Annotated in this window: 21 protein-coding genes and 1 CRISPR repeat array; of the genes, 12 read left to right on the forward strand and 9 right to left on the reverse strand. The window is 39.3% G+C overall.

What is annotated here, in order from left to right; genetic code table 11:
* Positions 1-106 precede the first annotated feature (106 nt).
* From yidC to ACE1AT_RS00800, 6 genes are all read left to right on the forward strand, one after another.
* Positions 107-1,315 (forward strand): membrane protein insertase YidC, encoded by a 1,209-nt coding sequence (yidC, locus tag ACE1AT_RS00775; RefSeq protein WP_374865436.1) that lies wholly within the window; start codon positions 107-109, stop codon positions 1,313-1,315.
* Positions 1,315-1,833 (forward strand): protein jag, encoded by a 519-nt coding sequence (locus tag ACE1AT_RS00780; protein WP_374865437.1) that lies wholly within the window; start codon positions 1,315-1,317, stop codon positions 1,831-1,833. The genes yidC and ACE1AT_RS00780 overlap by 1 nt, the downstream gene beginning before the upstream one ends.
* 145 nt (positions 1,834-1,978) lie before the next feature.
* Positions 1,979-2,485: a DUF177 domain-containing protein gene (locus ACE1AT_RS00785; protein WP_374865438.1), complete on the forward strand. Its 507-nt coding sequence runs from the start codon at positions 1,979-1,981 to the stop codon at positions 2,483-2,485.
* A 444-nt stretch (positions 2,486-2,929) separates the two neighbouring features.
* Positions 2,930-4,444, forward strand: a complete 1,515-nt coding sequence (locus tag ACE1AT_RS00790; protein ID WP_374865439.1) for an AAA family ATPase — start codon at positions 2,930-2,932, stop codon at positions 4,442-4,444.
* Between the two features lie 235 nt (positions 4,445-4,679).
* Positions 4,680-5,216 (forward strand): SH3 domain-containing protein, encoded by a 537-nt coding sequence (locus ACE1AT_RS00795; RefSeq protein ID WP_374865440.1) that lies wholly within the window; start codon positions 4,680-4,682, stop codon positions 5,214-5,216.
* A gap of 265 nt (positions 5,217-5,481) precedes the next feature.
* A complete protein-coding gene (locus ACE1AT_RS00800) occupies positions 5,482-5,658 on the forward strand; it encodes a hypothetical protein (protein ID WP_016863191.1) in 177 nt (58 codons plus the stop codon).
* A gap of 164 nt (positions 5,659-5,822) precedes the next feature.
* Here ACE1AT_RS00800 and ACE1AT_RS00805 read toward each other — a convergent pair whose 3' ends face one another.
* Both ACE1AT_RS00805 and petN read right to left on the reverse strand, forming a co-directional pair.
* Positions 5,823-5,984, reverse strand: coding sequence for a hypothetical protein (locus ACE1AT_RS00805; protein WP_016863190.1), 162 nt, complete (start codon positions 5,982-5,984; stop codon positions 5,823-5,825).
* Between the two features lie 7 nt (positions 5,985-5,991).
* A complete protein-coding gene (gene petN, locus ACE1AT_RS00810; RefSeq protein WP_071589177.1) occupies positions 5,992-6,081 on the reverse strand; it encodes a cytochrome b6-f complex subunit PetN in 90 nt (29 codons plus the stop codon).
* A 213-nt stretch (positions 6,082-6,294) separates the two neighbouring features.
* On the opposite strand from petN, the gene ACE1AT_RS00815 reads away from it, so the two are divergent.
* From ACE1AT_RS00815 to ACE1AT_RS00825, 3 genes are all read left to right on the forward strand, one after another.
* Entirely contained in the window at positions 6,295-6,771 is a 477-nt protein-coding gene (locus ACE1AT_RS00815) for a hypothetical protein (RefSeq protein ID WP_374865441.1), read from the forward strand.
* A 260-nt stretch (positions 6,772-7,031) separates the two neighbouring features.
* Positions 7,032-7,574, forward strand: coding sequence for an exonuclease domain-containing protein (locus ACE1AT_RS00820; RefSeq protein WP_374865442.1), 543 nt, complete (start codon positions 7,032-7,034; stop codon positions 7,572-7,574).
* Positions 7,575-7,732: 158 nt separating this feature from the next.
* Positions 7,733-8,095 (forward strand): BON domain-containing protein, encoded by a 363-nt coding sequence (locus ACE1AT_RS00825; RefSeq protein ID WP_374865443.1) that lies wholly within the window; start codon positions 7,733-7,735, stop codon positions 8,093-8,095.
* Positions 8,096-8,438: 343 nt separating this feature from the next.
* Here ACE1AT_RS00825 and ACE1AT_RS00830 read toward each other — a convergent pair whose 3' ends face one another.
* Positions 8,439-9,356, reverse strand: a complete 918-nt coding sequence (locus ACE1AT_RS00830) for an alpha/beta fold hydrolase (protein WP_374865444.1) — start codon at positions 9,354-9,356, stop codon at positions 8,439-8,441.
* A 118-nt stretch (positions 9,357-9,474) separates the two neighbouring features.
* Between ACE1AT_RS00830 and ACE1AT_RS00835 the strand changes: the two genes are divergently transcribed.
* Positions 9,475-9,705 carry a DUF433 domain-containing protein gene (locus ACE1AT_RS00835; protein ID WP_374865460.1) on the forward strand — a complete coding sequence of 77 codons (231 nt, stop codon included), beginning with the start codon at positions 9,475-9,477 and terminating at the stop codon, positions 9,703-9,705.
* On the forward strand, positions 9,702-10,073 hold the full coding sequence (locus ACE1AT_RS00840) for a DUF5615 family PIN-like protein (RefSeq protein ID WP_374865445.1): 372 nt from the start codon (positions 9,702-9,704) through the stop codon (positions 10,071-10,073). The genes ACE1AT_RS00835 and ACE1AT_RS00840 overlap by 4 nt, the downstream gene beginning before the upstream one ends.
* A 10-nt stretch (positions 10,074-10,083) precedes the next feature.
* A CRISPR array of direct repeats spans positions 10,084-11,705; the repeat unit is 37 nt; unit sequence GTTTCAATCCCTAATAGGGATTAGTAAAAGTTGCAAC.
* A 253-nt stretch (positions 11,706-11,958) separates the two neighbouring features.
* On the opposite strand, the gene cas2 is transcribed toward ACE1AT_RS00840, so the two are convergent.
* The 4 genes from cas2 to cas6 form a co-directional block, all read right to left on the reverse strand.
* Entirely contained in the window at positions 11,959-12,231 is a 273-nt protein-coding gene (gene cas2, locus ACE1AT_RS00845) for a CRISPR-associated endonuclease Cas2 (RefSeq protein ID WP_374865446.1), read from the reverse strand.
* A 105-nt stretch (positions 12,232-12,336) separates the two neighbouring features.
* Positions 12,337-13,341: a type I-D CRISPR-associated endonuclease Cas1d gene (gene cas1d, locus ACE1AT_RS00850; protein ID WP_374865447.1), complete on the reverse strand. Its 1,005-nt coding sequence runs from the start codon at positions 13,339-13,341 to the stop codon at positions 12,337-12,339.
* A gap of 63 nt (positions 13,342-13,404) precedes the next feature.
* The gene (cas4, locus tag ACE1AT_RS00855) at positions 13,405-13,998 is read right to left on the reverse strand and encodes a CRISPR-associated protein Cas4 (RefSeq protein ID WP_374865448.1); all 594 of its coding nucleotides are present in this window, start codon (positions 13,996-13,998) and stop codon (positions 13,405-13,407) included.
* Between the two features lie 25 nt (positions 13,999-14,023).
* On the reverse strand, positions 14,024-14,875 hold the full coding sequence (gene cas6 / locus ACE1AT_RS00860) for a CRISPR-associated endoribonuclease Cas6 (protein WP_374865449.1): 852 nt from the start codon (positions 14,873-14,875) through the stop codon (positions 14,024-14,026).
* A gap of 45 nt (positions 14,876-14,920) precedes the next feature.
* Between cas6 and ACE1AT_RS00865 the strand changes: the two genes are divergently transcribed.
* A complete protein-coding gene (locus tag ACE1AT_RS00865; RefSeq protein WP_374865450.1) occupies positions 14,921-15,325 on the forward strand; it encodes a hypothetical protein in 405 nt (134 codons plus the stop codon).
* Here ACE1AT_RS00865 and cas5d read toward each other — a convergent pair whose 3' ends face one another.
* Positions 15,326-16,039 (reverse strand): type I-D CRISPR-associated protein Cas5/Csc1, encoded by a 714-nt coding sequence (gene cas5d, locus ACE1AT_RS00870; protein ID WP_374865451.1) that lies wholly within the window; start codon positions 16,037-16,039, stop codon positions 15,326-15,328.
* Between the two features lie 5 nt (positions 16,040-16,044).
* Entirely contained in the window at positions 16,045-17,058 is a 1,014-nt protein-coding gene (gene cas7d / locus ACE1AT_RS00875; RefSeq protein WP_374865452.1) for a type I-D CRISPR-associated protein Cas7/Csc2, read from the reverse strand.
* Between the last annotated feature and the right edge of the window lie 67 nt (positions 17,059-17,125).

The raw sequence follows: 17,125 nt of genomic DNA on the forward strand, positions 1-17,125 counted from the left end.
TAATTGTCAATAATTCTTCCAACCAACAACCAACAACCAACAACCAACCAACAATCAATATAAAATCGGTAGTTAATTTACATTACCTCAGGTTGAATTCAGAATAATGGATTTTGGTATCGGGTTTTTTTCAAACAACGTAATGTTGCCAATCATAGACTTGTTCTATAGTATTGTGCCGAGCTATGGATTGGCGATCGTTGCTTTGACGTTAATTATTCGTTTTGCACTATATCCTCTAAGTGCTGGTTCAATTCGCAACATGCGACGGATGCGAGTCGTCCAACCTTTGATGCAAAAGCGGATGCAAGAAATTAAAGAACGTTTTAAAGATGATCCGCAAAAGCAGCAAGAAGAAATGATGAATGTCCAAAAGGAATTTGGTAATCCTTTAGCTGGATGTTTACCATTACTGTTGCAAATGCCAGTGTTATTAGCACTATTTGCGACCTTGCGGGGTTCGCCTTTTGCTGGTGTTAACTATACTGTTAACTTGCAAGTTCTTCCTGCTGAACAAATCGAAAGAATTCAACCCCAAGCCTTTGTCACTCCTCCCCAAAACATCTATGTTGCTGATGGGGAACACCTTAAGGTAAGTGCCATTCTCCCTGGAGGTAGCAAATTAGCCGTAGGAGAACATACCAAGATTCAATATCAGACTCCTGAAGGTAAGCCATTTCAGGAGTTATTGGTAGAACACCCAGATACCAACTTAGTTCCCCAATGGAAAATTACCAAAGGGGAAGAAAGAATCACAATTGATGAGCAAGGTAATATCGAAGCCCTCCAGCCCGGAGATGTCACCATCACTGGAACGATTCCAGGGCTAGCAGCAGACAAAGGATTTTTGTTTATTGAGGCTTTAGGTAGAGTCGGAGCTACTGATCCGGATGGCACAATTCATTGGGATATTGTGGCGATGGTAGTATTGTTTGGTATTACTCTCTACGTCAGCCAAATCCTTTCGGGGCAGAATTCTAGTGGTGGGAATCCCCAACAGGATACAGTCAACAAAATCACTCCCGTAATCTTTTCCGGGATGTTTTTGTTCTTCCCCTTGCCGGCTGGGGTGTTGATGTATATGGTGATTGGTAATATTTTCCAAACTCTACAAACTTACATCCTTTCGCGTGAACCCCTGCCAGAGGAACTACAAAAAATTGTAGATACCCAAGAAAAGCAGACGGAAGCACAACAAAAAACATTACCGTTTGAGCCAAAAAGTTCTAAGAAAGTTGAACCAAAGAGTTCTAATGAACCAAAAAGTTCTAAGAAAGTTGAACCAAAGAGTTCTAAGAAAAAGGCTACAGGTTGATGATGACTGACTCTCCGATGGAAAGAGGGCAGCAGTGGTTAAAAACACTGCTGCAATTTACTGGGATAAATACTGAAATTAAAGGCAATTTAGAAGTAGCGAAGATTGCTGAGGGCGAGTCTCAAGAACCAGATAATTACTGGTTGACTATTGATCATATCAATATGACAGCAGAACAAATTCAGGTTTTGATTGGGCCTGATGGTGTAGTGCTAGATGCAATTCAGTATCTAGCAAATTCTACTCTCAACTTAAATCAACCTCATGAGGGACAAGCCTCATACACCGTGGAATTAAACGGTTATCGTATTAAGAGACAAGCAGAAATTCAAGCGATCGCTGAAGCTGCTGCTGAACAAGTGCGGGTAACAGCACAAGAAGTGGAAATAAAATCCCTCAGTTCGGCTGAACGTCGCCAAGTCCATACCTTTTTAAAAGAGTTTAGGGATCTAGAAACCTTCAGCCGGGGTAAAGAGCCACATCGTAATTTGGTTGTACGCTTGGCATTTCCTGAATAATCAAATTGTTGATGGTTGATGGTTGCTGGTTGATGGTTCCAAACAACTAACAACTAACAACCCAAAAAAGTTAGACTAAAGGAGTATTATCAGCTATTTTGCTGATAGAAAAGCTCATTTTCGGTGAGGATGTCTCACAAATCCTATGGACGCAATTTATATTCCGCAGCTAACCAAAGCGCCGGAGCGGACAGAGGAGATCCAGGTTAAAGAGTTTCTGTCTGGTTTGGATACCTTGACACCAGTTCGCGGGCGTGTTCGTGTGCAACATCAGGGTAATTACTTAGAATTATCTGGAAAAGCAGAAACAATTATTACTTGTACCTGCAACCGCTGCTTGCAAAACTACAATCATCGTTTAGTGGTTGATACCTCCGAAATCATCTGGTTAGACGAAGCCGCAGAGCAAGAAGTATCTTTACCCCTAGAACGGGAAATAGCTGTGGAAGATTTAGTAGAAACTTTATCACCCCACGGATATTTTGACCCTGGTGAATGGTTATATGAGCAAGTATGCCTAGCAATTCCTCAGCGCCAACTCTGTGATCAAAATTGTCCAGGTATTCAACCAAGTCATGATCAAGACTCTACTCGCGCTGTAGATCGTCGTTGGGCTTCTTTGGAAGCTTTGAAAAAGCAACTTCCATCTTAGTCATTGGTCATTGGTCATTGGTCATTAGTCATTAGTCATTAGTGATTTGGCTATTTCTTCGTTCCCAGTCTCTGGCTGGGAATAATTTTTGGGAGGCTCTGTTATACGATTTTGGATTTTGGATTACTCTCCCTTGAAGCCACCCATAGACGCCTTGCGGCTACCTACGGGAGCCACTCCGTGTCTACCCGTTAGGGTAGGGCGTCTATGGGTTTTGGATTGGGAAACTGTTTGTGCATAAGAGTTTTGTAAATCTATCTGTCGCATTCTTGTTTCAAATTGGTATTACTTGAAGTGAAACAGAAGCGATCGCTTTTGATATATTCACTTTATATAGAGAAAAAAAAGATAAATAAAGATCAAAACAGTTGTGAAGAGGAGTACAAACCTTAAAAATGAAAGAACTACATCAAATAACAACTCACTAATAACATCCAAAATATCATGAGCTTTCGTGAAGAGTTCAAACTACTGCTCCGCGCTCGCTATCCGCTCATCTATATTCCCACCTACGAGGAAGAACGTTTAGAAGGCGCAATTCGGGAAGAAGCAGCAAATCAGGGTAATCGTCCGGTTTACACTTGGGATTTTGTCGATGGGTATCAAGGAAACCCCAATGATCAAGGTTTTGGGCGACGTAATCCTTTGCAAGCTTTAGAATTTGTCGAAAAAATTCCCGCCACAGCACCGGGAGTATTTATCCTGCGGGACTATCATCGTTTTTTAGACGATGTGGCTATTTCTCGCAAACTCCGCAATTTAGCGAGACTCCTCAAGTCACAACCAAAAAATATCATCCTGTTGTCGCCGAGAGTTGCGATTCCAGATGATTTAACCGAAGTTTTGACAGTTGTAGAGTTCCCTTTACCCAGCGCCGCCGAAATTCGCTCAGAAGTAGAACGCTTGTTAATCGCTACTGGTCATTCTCCCTCCAGCAAATTTTTAGATGACTTGGTGCGCTCTTGTCAAGGGCTATCAATGGAAAGGATACGCCGGGTATTAGCAAAAGCGATCGCCACTCACGGTGAATTACAACCGGAAGATGTGGATCTGGTTTTAGAAGAAAAACGCCAAACTATCCGCCAAACCCAGATTCTCGATTTTATCCCCGCAACCGAGCAAATTTCTGACATCGGCGGATTGGATAATCTCAAAGATTGGTTACTGCGTCGGGGAGGTGCGTTTACAGAACGAGCGAGACAGTACGGATTACCGCACCCGCGTGGTTTGCTGTTAGTAGGTATCCAGGGAACTGGTAAATCATTAACAGCCAAAGCGATCGCTCATCATTGGCACTTACCTCTACTGCGCTTGGATGTGGGACGATTATTTGCAGGTTTAGTGGGTGAATCAGAATCCCGCACACGCCAAATGATCCAAGTAGCCGAAGCCCTCGCCCCTTGTGTATTGTGGATAGACGAGATCGATAAAGCCTTTTCGGGACTAGGTAGCAAAGGTGATGCGGGAACAACTAGCCGTGTTTTCGGTACATTTATTACCTGGTTAGCCGAGAAAACCTCACCCGTATTTGTAGTTTCTACCGCTAACGATATCCAAGCCCTACCGCCAGAAATGCTAAGAAAAGGGCGATTTGATGAAATTTTCTTCGTTGGTTTACCTACCCAGGAAGAAAGAAAAGCTATTTTCAATGTGCATTTATCAAGACTACGGGCCCATAACATTAAAAGTTATGATATCGACAGGTTGGCGTATGAAACACCCGATTTTTCTGGTGCAGAAATTGAACAAACTTTAATTGAAGCCATGCACATCGGTTTTAGCCAAAACCGCGACTTTACTACCGATGACATTTTAGAAGCTGCCAGCCAAATCATACCCTTAGCCCGCACCGCCACCGAACAAATTCAACAACTACAAGAATGGGCCGCAGCTGGGAGGGCGCGTTTAGCATCTAAACACAGTCCTTTGAGCGATCGCATCCAACGCCAGTTAAAATAGCTAGTTGTGGTTTGGTTAGTAGGTAGTTGGACAAAATTAAATTCATTCGTGGAGATAGGGAACAGAAAAACAATGTGTGTAATTAATTCTGTCTAAGTACTTATTTAGTGGTTAGTTGTTAGTGGTTAGTGTTATTTGTTAGTGGATGATAGTTAACCACTATTCCCGATCCCTGATCCCCGATCCCCCAAAAACAACACGAAAAATACATTTATTTATGCCGAAGTTCTAAATTATGGTGATTCAAGTATTTAAATATATATTCGGGTTTATATTAGCGATCGCGATTTTAATTGGTGGCGGGTTTGCTATGGCGCTGTATTTTATGAATCGAGTTTCTGCACCTCCGCCTAAACCAATTTATGCCAATGATCAACCTCTGGTGAAGACACAAGCACCAAAATCTCAAACATCAAAAACGAATCAAGTCTCTTTAGAAAAATCTTCATCAACTCCCGATGCTCAAAAAACTCCCAAAGAAACGCCTAAGCCAGAGGAATCACCAGAAGCACTACCACCAGGAGCATATAAAGCGCGTGTAACCTGGAAACAGGGCTTACGTCTGCGAAAAGAACCAACTCCCGACGCTGAACGTGTTGGAGGAGCTGCTTTTAATCAAAAAGTCATAGTTTTAGAAGAAAGCAGCGATAACGATTGGCAAAAAATTCGTTTAGAAAATAGTGATCAAGAAGGTTGGGTAAAATCGGGTAATGTCGCGAAAATTGACGAACAAGATGATACTCAAACAACAGACGACACAGAACAACAATAGAGAGTTTACTGCTTAATTGCATTAATTATGATGGGTAAATGCGTTTGTAGTTAGGACTTTAGTCCTACAATATTCAAGCACTAAAGTGCTTACTACAAACTCTAATTAAATTTTGCCTTAAGTTTTATTTACTTTGTAAGCAAAAGTAAAGCTTAATTGCGATATTTATTAAAAGGTCAAAATCCCAAAAACCGGATGTTACTTTGAGGGAGATATATACAGCTTGAATTGAATCAATTCATCCTCAAAGATCAAAGATAAAATTATGTATAATCGCAATTCCAAATCTGACTTAGTTACTGCTGCTGTTACTGCTGCTTTGGGTGCTGGTGTAGTTACATCCTTTGCAGTCAGTCAAGGACAAAACCCTCTCCATGCTTTGGCAATTACTGGTTTAGCAGTACTGATTGCATTAGTTTGGGATTACTACCAGAAGCAATAATTTTCAGCAATAATTTTTGTCTATCAAGCAAAATCTACTAGCAAAAATATAACCTGTAGAGACGCTCCATTCTTATCAGTCATAAGTTATTAGTCAACACAGATAAACCTGATAACTGATAACTGACAACTGATAACTGTTGAAGCGTCTCTAGTTGTAGATTTTCATCGTCGCTTCGGATTGCTGCGTCGAACTTCGCGTTTTTCTTGTTCTTGAAGACGGCGATCGCGCCAATCGGCTAGCGTTAGATAACCAACTCCTCCGGTAACTACCACTAATAGCACCAGAGCAACCAAAGCCAAAATACTTAGGAGTGGACTTTCCACGATACCTCTACAATCCGTTACGACCCCAAACTACCATTGCAATTGACCAGGTGAAAACAGCCAGCAGTGAAACCCATCCTAGTGTCAAAATCTCCATAGTTCTACTTCTTAATTTATTTTACAAAACTACTCTAATATTTATAATACTGGGAATTGGTTGTTGGTTGGTCAATAGGCATTGGGCATGAATCAGTGATCAGTTATCAGTTATCAGTTATCAAATTAAACTGGTAACTGTTAACTGTCAACTGATAATTGAGAAATTGTCTCCCTTGTCCCCCTTCCCTTATCCCCCTTCCCCAGCTTGTGAATGAATAATACTTCAGATAATTTAATGGCAGAACGCCTAGAATCTATCAAGGTTGGGATTTTGGCAGCTTTGTGTTTACTCTCAGCTTTCCTGATCACTTCGTTGATTAACAATCTGGTTTTAGCAAAATATTTTCCTGAACTTCGCACTCTAGCAGTTGAACTCTTCAATTTACAGTTTCTGCTGAGTGGCGCAATAGCAAGTTTCTCTGGGTTGTTATTTGGCGCTACTTATCGTTATATCATCCGTCAAGATCAAAACCCGCACCTCAAGGCTGGTGGAGTGTTAGCTTTCGGTTTGGTACGAGGATTAGCCCAGATAGATGTTGGTGTTGCTTGTACTGGTGATGTGCTACCGTTTGTGATTTTGACTTTCGAGGGTGTGCTGTGGTTTGAAATCGCTGCGATCGCTCTTGATGTAGCTATCCAACAAGGTTGGGTTAAACCTTTTTTATCTAACTTTAATACACATAATTAGCTTATTGTCAATAATACTTAGAGAAAATTATAATTAGTAATTATAATTTAAAATATGACGGATAATTCCAATTAGGGTACAAGAAAGCGGATTTATCCGTGAAATTAGTAGGTGGGCGCTAAAAAACACAACTAGATTAAGAAATGTAAATCTCTTAAAAGCTTAATATTCAAAGCGTTTCTGATGTTTTACATAAGTTTATATAGTTCGGTTTAATTGTGCCTACCTACTTTAATCCAAAATCTAAAATCCAAAATCGGATGACTCAATATTTTCTCATAGTCGATATAGAGGCTACTTGCTCTAATGACAATAGTATTCCCAGGCATGAAACAGAAATCATCGAAATTGGTGCAGTGATGTTGAATGGCTCAACATGGCAAATTGACTCAGAATATCAGCAATTTATTCAACCTGTGAGAAATCCACAACTTACGGATTTTTGTACGGAATTAACTACTATTCGTCAGCAAGATGTAGATACTGCTGCGAAATTTCCAGAGGTGATTTCTTCTTTTAAAGAATGGATATATTCATTTCCTAATCATACTTTTTGTTCTTGGGGAGAGTACGATAAAAACCAGTTTCTCAGAGATTGTAAATTTCACAATGTCCCCTATCCTTTTAATTCAGAACATAGAAATATTAAAAAAGAATTTTCAGAATATTGTGGAACGTCACAAAAATTTGGCATGGCGCAAGCTCTGCAACATTTGGGGATAGAATTACAAGGCACACATCATCGTGGTATTGATGATGCACGAAATATTGCAGCTATATTTCGATATATGAATAAACAATAATAGTTCAAGACTTTTTTACTACCAAGACACAAAGATCATAATTTTTCATCCCATAGTATCAGTCTTTTGAACTCAACATCAGAACATAGATAGATGTAAATCCGATGTTTTAGTTTTTATATTGCAAATAGTTATTAATATTATAGGAGACAAAGTTTATGGGTTGGTTAAAAAGACTTTTTGGATTAGAAAAACCACAAAATGCTCAAGTAAATCCTGCTCCCCAAGCAGTACAACAACAACAGGCTGCTACACCTGCTGCTACTCAACAAATTTCTCCAGAACGGATGGGGTTGAATGGAGAATATGATCAGAGTGGTTTAGCAAAGCGTGTAGCATTAGCATTTGATCAAGATAATCAATTAGATGATATCGATACTCTTTGGGTTGCTCAAACTGGTAGCACTGTTGTATTAAAAGGTAAAGTCCCTAGCCAAGATATTCTCAACAAAATGGTTTCTGTGGCGCGAAATGTGAATGGGGCGACTGCTGTTGATATCAATCAAGTTACGATTGGCTAATTTGTAGTGGTGATCTGTCTAGTTTAAAATAAAGTTCGTAGTAAGGACTTTAGTCCTTATTTTTTAAGCACTAAAGTCCTTACTACAAACCCTTAATGGCTGGTTGAATATATGATGCTTGAGTGCTGTACGTGCAGCGTTCCGGCAGGGTAGCACTTACTAGGAACTGGACAATTTAAGGTTTTTGGGCTGAACTAATAGACCTCTTGCAAAAATATTTTTACCCCACCCTAACCCTCCCCGTAAACGGGGAGGGAACTAAATCTTTTCCCCGTTCATGAGGGGATTGAGGGGAGTTCATTCGACTTTTGCAAGAGGTCTAATATCTAGTACAGAGTTATTTTTATTTTGGCGATCGCGAGAGTGAATTAATCCAATCTAAAATTGCTTGGTTGATAATTTCTGGATTCTCATCGTGGGGACAATGACCGACATCTTCTAGACTTAGCAATTGTAAATTATCGTTATACTGAGCAAATTCATTCGCAAGTGCTGGTGGCACAAATTTATCTTTTTGTCCCCAAATCAACAACATGGGAATTGTTAAGTTAGGCAACATAGACTTGACACTCATGCCAAAATTGGCACTAATTGTTGCTTTAAATAAAGCACTAAAAGCACGCGCCGAACCTCTGTCTTGGGGGGGGCCTGCTAATATTTCTACTAGTTCATCGGTGATCGCTTCTGGATTAGCGTAGGCAAGAGCAGCCCAACGTCGTAGTATATTTGGTCGGCGAACAAAATAAAATAGGGGTTTCATTAATAATGGTGAAGCCACCATATTTTTAATTGTGGCAACAACAGGATGCAAAAAAGCAGGAATCGCTTCTTGCTCTAAAGATGGGTCTGGTAAACTCATCATTACCACACCCTGTACCATCTCTGGATAAGTAGCAGCCGCAGCTAAGGAAACCAGCGAACCGAGGGAGTTACCCACTAAAATTACAGGCTGACGGATAAATGTTTTCCAAAAGTCATATACTTGTTCTACCCAAAGCTGGATGTTATAATTGGCACACGCTTTTTCGGAAGCTCCAAAACCCAACATGTCTAGCGCGTAGACTGTATGCTGTTCTCCCAACACTTCTAAATTGTGTCGCCAATGTCCTATGGAAGCACCAAACCCATGCAGCAATATTAGGGGGGTTGAGTTATGGTGATTTTGGCTAGGGCGAATATAAGTATAGCGAGTTTGCCAACCCCGCCATACCCAATCTCTTTGATTCCCTACTCGTTGTTGCCAGTGAACTATACTGTTCACATTCGTCTCCCTGTTGATATTCCTATTTTCTAGCTTAATCGCTGTGTCTCCAGTTGTTGACAAGTTTCAATCCCTAATAGGGATTAATATGGATGAAACAGCACAAGCAATAACAGCTATGCAAAACCTCACTAGAATTACCCGTAACCCAGAAGTCATGGGTGGGAAACCCTGCATTAGAGGAATGCGTGTCACCGTTGGCACAATTGTTGGTTTAATGGCATCTGGACATAGTCCCAGCGATATTATCAAAGCATATCCTTACCTGGAAGAGGCAGATATTTACGAGGCACTTGCTTATGCAGCTTGGCGGGCTGAAGAAATTGAAGTACCCCTAAAAACTGCATGAAAATCCTAATAGATATGAATTTATCCCCAGATTGGGTTGTGGTTTTTGAAAGGTACAATATTGAATCTGTTCATTGGTCTAGTGTTGGTAATCCCCACGAACGGGATACAGTTATTATGGAGTGGGCAAAGGCTTATGGATACATCGTTTTTACTCATGATTTAGACTTTGGTTCTCTGCTAGCTGCAAGTCAAGCTGAAACACCAAGCGTAATTCAAGTTCGTACCCAAGATGTTTTACCTGTCAGCATAGAAAATCTTGTGATTTCTGCTTTACAACAATTTGAATGTGAATTAAAGTTAGGCGCTTTAGTTACTATTGATAAAGCACAATATCGGGTGCGAATTTTGCCAATTAGACGTGGATAATTAAATATAGATATCAGTCCTTAATAGGGATTAATGTTAGTTGCAACGTAGCCCAATCACTCATAATTTTTGATGAAGCTCGGTTTCAATCCCTAATAGGGATTAGTAAAAGTTGCAACAAGGGCGGCAGTATGTTCATGTAGTCGCGATCGCTCAATTGGTTTCAATCCCTAATAGGGATTAGTAAAAGTTGCAACTTGACGGACTTTGTCTGATCTGTCATCTTTTGAGTTTCAATCCCTAATAGGGATTAGTAAAAGTTGCAACTGCGGGACATCGTTGCAAGACGGGTGGGTTTTGGCGTTTCAATCCCTAATAGGGATTAGTAAAAGTTGCAACGCGTAAGCCAATGGGGCGATTGATTCAGCAAGTGTTTCAATCCCTAATAGGGATTAGTAAAAGTTGCAACCCTAATCCAAGATGCCTTGGCTCTCCCAACGACTGTTTCAATCCCTAATAGGGATTAGTAAAAGTTGCAACAATTTCGTTAAAGTTGTACAAGCTTTGCGCGTGGTTTCAATCCCTAATAGGGATTAGTAAAAGTTGCAACTTAAAGTGAATACAGAGTTGGGAGATATGAGCTTTGTTTCAATCCCTAATAGGGATTAGTAAAAGTTGCAACAGGAGCTTTTGTTTTGCAACGAGGGTCTTCCACGTGTTTCAATCCCTAATAGGGATTAGTAAAAGTTGCAACGATTCACTGGTAATACACCCTGCTTATTAATCAATGTTTCAATCCCTAATAGGGATTAGTAAAAGTTGCAACTTTAAGTATGGGCATCTCGTCCATAATCCCAAGTTTCAATCCCTAATAGGGATTAGTAAAAGTTGCAACACATGGCATTGAATAATTTGGATATGTCACGTAAATGTTTCAATCCCTAATAGGGATTAGTAAAAGTTGCAACGTAGTGAACACAATGTACAACAATATCTCTTGCATGTTTCAATCCCTAATAGGGATTAGTAAAAGTTGCAACCATGATTACCTCAAAAGCCAAATGTATCACCTCCTGTTTCAATCCCTAATAGGGATTAGTAAAAGTTGCAACACAACGAGCCAACCTACGAACCAACAATCAGCGTTTCAATCCCTAATAGGGATTAGTAAAAGTTGCAACGAATCAATATTTAATGCGATTGGTGCTGCTGTAGATCGTTTCAATCCCTAATAGGGATTAGTAAAAGTTGCAACCCGAGCCTATACCAGATGGGGTTGCTCCTGTTCTAGGTTTCAATCCCTAATAGGGATTAGTAAAAGTTGCAACTTGGGTAAATAGTAATCCATGTACCATTGAGCATATGGTTTCAATCCCTAATAGGGATTAGTAAAAGTTGCAACACGATACTAGGCCAGCGAAAAAAACTTCCAATCAGTTTCAATCCCTAATAGGGATTAGTAAAAGTTGCAACCTTAACGTTACAACCTGGATGGTATTGGCTAGCTGCAGTTTCAATCCCTAATAGGGATTAGTAAAAGTTGCAACCTTATTTTCTCTTTGTAATTCTGCAATCTGATTTTTTGTTTCAATCCCTAATAGGGATTAGTAAAAGTTGCAACGATAAATGCTTGACATATTATGGAATTAGTCTTAGTTTCAATCCCTAATAGGGATTAGTAAAAGTTGCAACTGCTCGGTTTAAAAGCCTTGCTGTATTTGGTTTTCAAGGTTCAATTCCGTCAATCTGTGGTTAATATAGCTTTTCAGACGTTGGAGTGTCAAGGTGATGTTTGTAAAAATAGACTCAAAAGCTTGACTAGTAAGCATTTCAGGATTTGCGTCAACCTCATTTTGGTGTGATCAGTTTCAAATGTAGAATTGGTAAGGCTTTGAGCCATAAAATTAGACTTCTGATCTCAAACACCTACAGGTTGACGCAAACACTAAGCAAAAAACACTGTAGTATCCATTGGCATTTCGCCGCCAATGCGCTCAATCTTACCCTGACAGCAAGCACAAAGAAAATAGAAGCGGATGCTGTCTTCATCAGCTTTAATGAGTTTTGCCAACCGCGCCCTCAGTTTAGCATACTGGGTTTCCGTCAGATTGCACTCAAATACAGAATACTGCATCCACTGTCCATAAGACTTGAGAACTTTGTGAATTTTGGTGCGACGCTTATCTTCCGGGATATCGTAACTGACAACAATAAACATGGGACAAGGGAGACACGGGGGACAAGGAGGACAAGGGAGACAAGGGAGAGAATAAACACCAATGACAAATGACAAATGACAAATAACAAATGACAATTGACCAAATTACTTCATTACCAATGGTGGATATTTTTCAATTTCGCCCATGAGGTATTTTGCAAGTAATCTTGCTTGTAATTCAAAGGATTCTTGATAAGTGTATTGCTTTTGCATGACGGGATGCTTAAATTTTGTTTGCTTCTTTTCTTGATAAAGTCGTAAAAATTTATGTAACCCTTCTTTAGTAAGAGAAACAGCATTACTAACTGGTTCAGCAATAAAATCTGTGGGTGAAAGAATACGGCGATTGATAGCATTTAAAACTACTGCATCGACAATTAGAGGACGAAATTCTTCCATTAAATCTAGTGCTAATGATGGTCTTCCATAACGCTCTGTATGTAGATATCCTAAATATGGATCGAAGCCAACAATATTAATTGCACTTTGGACATCATGACGTAATAATGCATAACCCAAACTCAACAAAGAGTTGGCGGGATCAGTAGGGGGACGACGGTTGCGAGTGTGGAATTGAAAATTCTCAACGCGAATTAGTTGATTAAAACAACCAAAATACGCCGCACTACCAGCACCTTCTAAACCTCGGATAGAATTAATAGATGTGGCTTGTTCAAGATTTGCGATCGCAGTTTCTAATTGATTGATTCCAGCATATAAATTAAGTTCTGTATATCGGCGTTGTGCTTGTAATAAACTTTGGCGATAGTTTTTTAACTTTCCTCTGACAAAACCTTTGCTAGCATGAATAGCTTGTGTTGATTCTCCCACAGCTTTCCACTGGGCAGAACGTAAGAAAATATTCTTACTCATTTCTGGTTCTAAGCGGGCTATATATTTACCATTATTTGTTAAGAAAGTCAGAGGAATTTTGTGATTAACTAACTCAGCAACAGTAGCAGGTGAAATACTTGCTCTTCCCAGAACTACCAAACCATCAATTTTGATTAAAGGCACATCTAAAATAGTTTTTTTCTCATGTTTAACATTGAGCCTTTCATCAACTTTACCAATAAATGCATCTTCCTGTGTGATATATACTGTACCCATGCTTGACTCCAAAATTAATTAGATAAATGAAAAATCCGATTTATTGTTATCCTCTCTAATTACCTATTGTCCTTCTTCATACCGCCTAATTTTTTCTGAAACTTGCGGTAAACATTGTTGATAAAAACTACAATTGTGACAACGTTTGCTATAGGTTGCTATTGGCATAATGCCCGTTGCTATGAGGTTTTGTACTGATTTAATAGTTGCGATCGCACTCTGTTTTAATTCTTCTGAAATCTCCACTAATTGACGTTGATGAGAGTGGGCATAATAAATATATCCAGTTGTGACTGGTTTTCCTGTCATCTCTTCTAAACACAAAGCTTGGGCGCATACTTGTAACTCATCGTTATCCCATTCACCTTTACGTCCTCGCTTATATTCCACGGGATACCATTCACCATTTTCTAATTCAATCAAATCTGATTTACCAATTAATTGATATTTATCAGACTTTAAATAAATTGCTCGCACTTGCCAAGTTTCTTCCCGATTTCCCTCTCCCAAAGTATGTACACGCTCATGTAAACTTGTACCTTCAATTGTGTATTGGTTATCAACAAATTCTTCTGCACAAAACATCCGCCAACAGCGATGCGGACAATAAGCATATTGATTTAATGCCGCAATCGGAATATATTCTGTATTGTTCATCGTGGTAAAAACAAAATATTGTCAATTAAATTCTGCGTGTTATACCCATACCCATTGTTGTTTTTCTTCCAACGCCGGCATATAAAGCAAAATCAGCTAAAGTATTAATTTGCTTAATTGTCATGGGTTCAATTTCTCCCAAAATTCGATAATTAACTTCTCCAATAATGCCAATAAACTTACTACGAGAATCAGCCAATATTTCAGTGTGAATATTAACAAAACTGGGAAAAATTGCATCAAGAGAAATATTGTCAACCTCAATTCCACTATATTTATTCCAACGCGCTAATAAAGAATTAAATACACATTCTCTAGTAGGTAAAGTAGTATCATATTTACCTTGACGGAAAGCGGTAGGTGTGGAGAAGGTAAGAGAAATTGTGCGATCGCTCTCTGACGCTTGCTCGTATAATTGTTGATAAGTACAAGCATTCGCCCAAGGTTGAGTAGATTGGGGAGTACCGAGAATACTAGTGATGTACAAATCTCCAGAACCTAAGTGCCAAGCATGTTCAGGATTAATATTTAGCCACAATGGCGTGAGTTGACTAAATAGGGTGTCATCTAACAGAGAAATCCGCCACCAACACGGAGTACCTGGAGTAATTGGTTTATTCTGTTCCCATTGCAAAATGTAATTTTTGTGGCTAAAATGTCCTCGCTTGCCACTACCATTACCTGTGTAACTTGTTTGTACTTGTAACGGAGAAAGAGTAAAAGCTTTATCGGCGGTGGAGTCGTGGAGTAAATCACCCAATTTTTTATCTACCGAACTCACAAGATTTAAAAATAGCGCGTGGTAATGTCTGCCAGTAAGATAATTAGGGTAAATCGGAGACTGGGGAATCAAATTGAGAACAAGACTGTGTGGCATGAGATGCTTTGAAATTAGGAGTAAATCATCAAAGGAGAAATATAGATGATTATTGACGATTATGATGCAGCAGTTGCCCTAACAGAAAAATTGCAAGAAACTTTACCAATTAAAGCACGAGCGGGGAAAGAGTTTCTCAAAACTTTGAAAGAACGAGGAGAGGTAGCAAATCCCAACAAAGAATTTGTGATTGAAAATGTGAAGTATTCTGGAGATATGGGTGGAATTATGTGTGTTTTAGCATCCAATCCAGAAGAAGAAGAACGTTATGTTGTCTCCATTACTCATCTCAATATTGATTCCAGTCATCCCCTCGCCACTGAGGTACAGAAATACCAACGCCAGCGCACCCGCAAATTGATGTTGGAACATCAAGGAGGTTTTAGTGCAGAGTTGCTGGCGCAAGCATCAGCGAAGAAAAGAAAACGTAGTTCGGGTTTTGGGAAGTGATTAATTTTTAAAACGATATGCCATTTGCACAGGAATTTTGAGTTCTTTGATATCCTCAAAATAGTAGTATTGTCCCTGCATTTGCACATTTTGAATTAGACTAACTGGAGGCATATTTACCACATCATAGCTAATCACTTGATTAGTAAACATGACATCCAAAGGATTTAAAGGATGAGTGCAAGTGAATATACCTTCAGTAAATTTGGGTTTTGGTAATTGTTGAACTGTAACTTCAGCTTTACTCATCCATTTACCCAAGCGAATCCATTTTGGTAACAAATCTTTGATGTCTTTTTGAGAAATCACAAAAAACTCAAATTGACTTTCGGGTGCAATTTCTTTGGCTCTACCAAAACTAGGAATGTTTTTTTGGGTTTTTTCCATCTCAACATGATAGTTATTATTTGCATATTTCCAAGTGTTGAGAATGGCAGTATAATTGAGCGATCGCGCTGGAGTAATGTAGATTCCCTGTTGATTTAGCGGCGTTAAATGTTCCTCATATTTAGGAACTTGTTCGGGACAAAAGTAGCGGTAGGAATCTTTTTCAGGAACAGTTGTTGAATATTTTTCGCTATCAACTAATCCTAGTGCATAACACAGGGCGTAATTGTGAATTACTGGCTCTGTTTCATAAAGTCTTCCGATTTCACGCGTGGCATGATATAAACTATCATGTAATTCGATTTGACAACGGTAAATAATTGCCATTGTTTTTACTCAACTGCTGCACTTGCTTTTTTACCTTTCTTAGCTTTATCAGAACTCTTAAAGATGTGTTTCTGTGCATAAGCAGATGACTCTAAATTCGCTTGAGTTAGTAATTCCTTGAGTTTATCTTCGTCACTAGTAATAGACTTGATTTCATTGACGAGAGGTAGAAAGCGATCACCAATATAATCAGTGTGGGAAATAAACTCTTGAGTCATGAGTTCAGTAATGGCTTTGTTTGCAGCATCACGAACATCATCTTCATTCAATGGATCGGGAGGCTGCATTTTTCCTGCAAAGCTCAATAAATCGTAAATTTTTTGAGTCAACCTTAGATTGCTGATAATTTCGCCATCCGCAAATATAACCCCAATTAATTCATTTCTGACTCTTCCGGTACGGGTGGTTTGTGCGCCATAGTGACGAGTTCTAATGATGTTATTGAAAACATACAAAAATCCGGCTTCAGTAGGATCTTTGAGTGTCACAATACTAGGGAAGAAAACTTGGGGTAAGATATGATCTTGGCTATTAATTCTACTGGTAACTTCCCCGTTTCTACTCATAGTTCCGTTCTCAAATGGTGCATTCAGGGTGAAGTTCAAGTGAGAGTCTTCAAAGGGAGTGATTGAATAAGCAGTGTCCACAACTACTTTTGATTTTTCAGAACCAGCATCACCAATTGCAAAACCATAGAGAATACAATCAGGAGTTGTTTTGCTAAAATCTACGTTGTAGTCGCACTTTTCCCAGTCACCAATTTTATAGTTACGCAGTAATTCTCGTCCGGTTAAACGTTCTGGTGTAGATTGTTTACGCTTAAACATTGCCAAGCGGCTAATGGGTTCTTTTTGTTCAATTCCCGCACGCACTTTGGCTTTATTTAATTCTCCGTCAGTCTGAAACAATGGGTAAGATTCGGTGATGCGAATTGTAATGAAATGTGCATATTTGCCCATTGGTTTTGCAGGGATTTCATTGTGGAAGAATTTAGCGTCAACGGTTTTCAGAAAGTTCATATTTTCTCCAAGAGTTAAGGTTAAACAAAAATACGGGATTTATTGTAGAGACGTGATATATCGCGTC

Source organism: Pelatocladus sp. BLCC-F211 (genome assembly GCF_041928655.1).
Lineage (GTDB): Bacteria > Cyanobacteriota > Cyanobacteriia > Cyanobacteriales > Nostocaceae > Pelatocladus.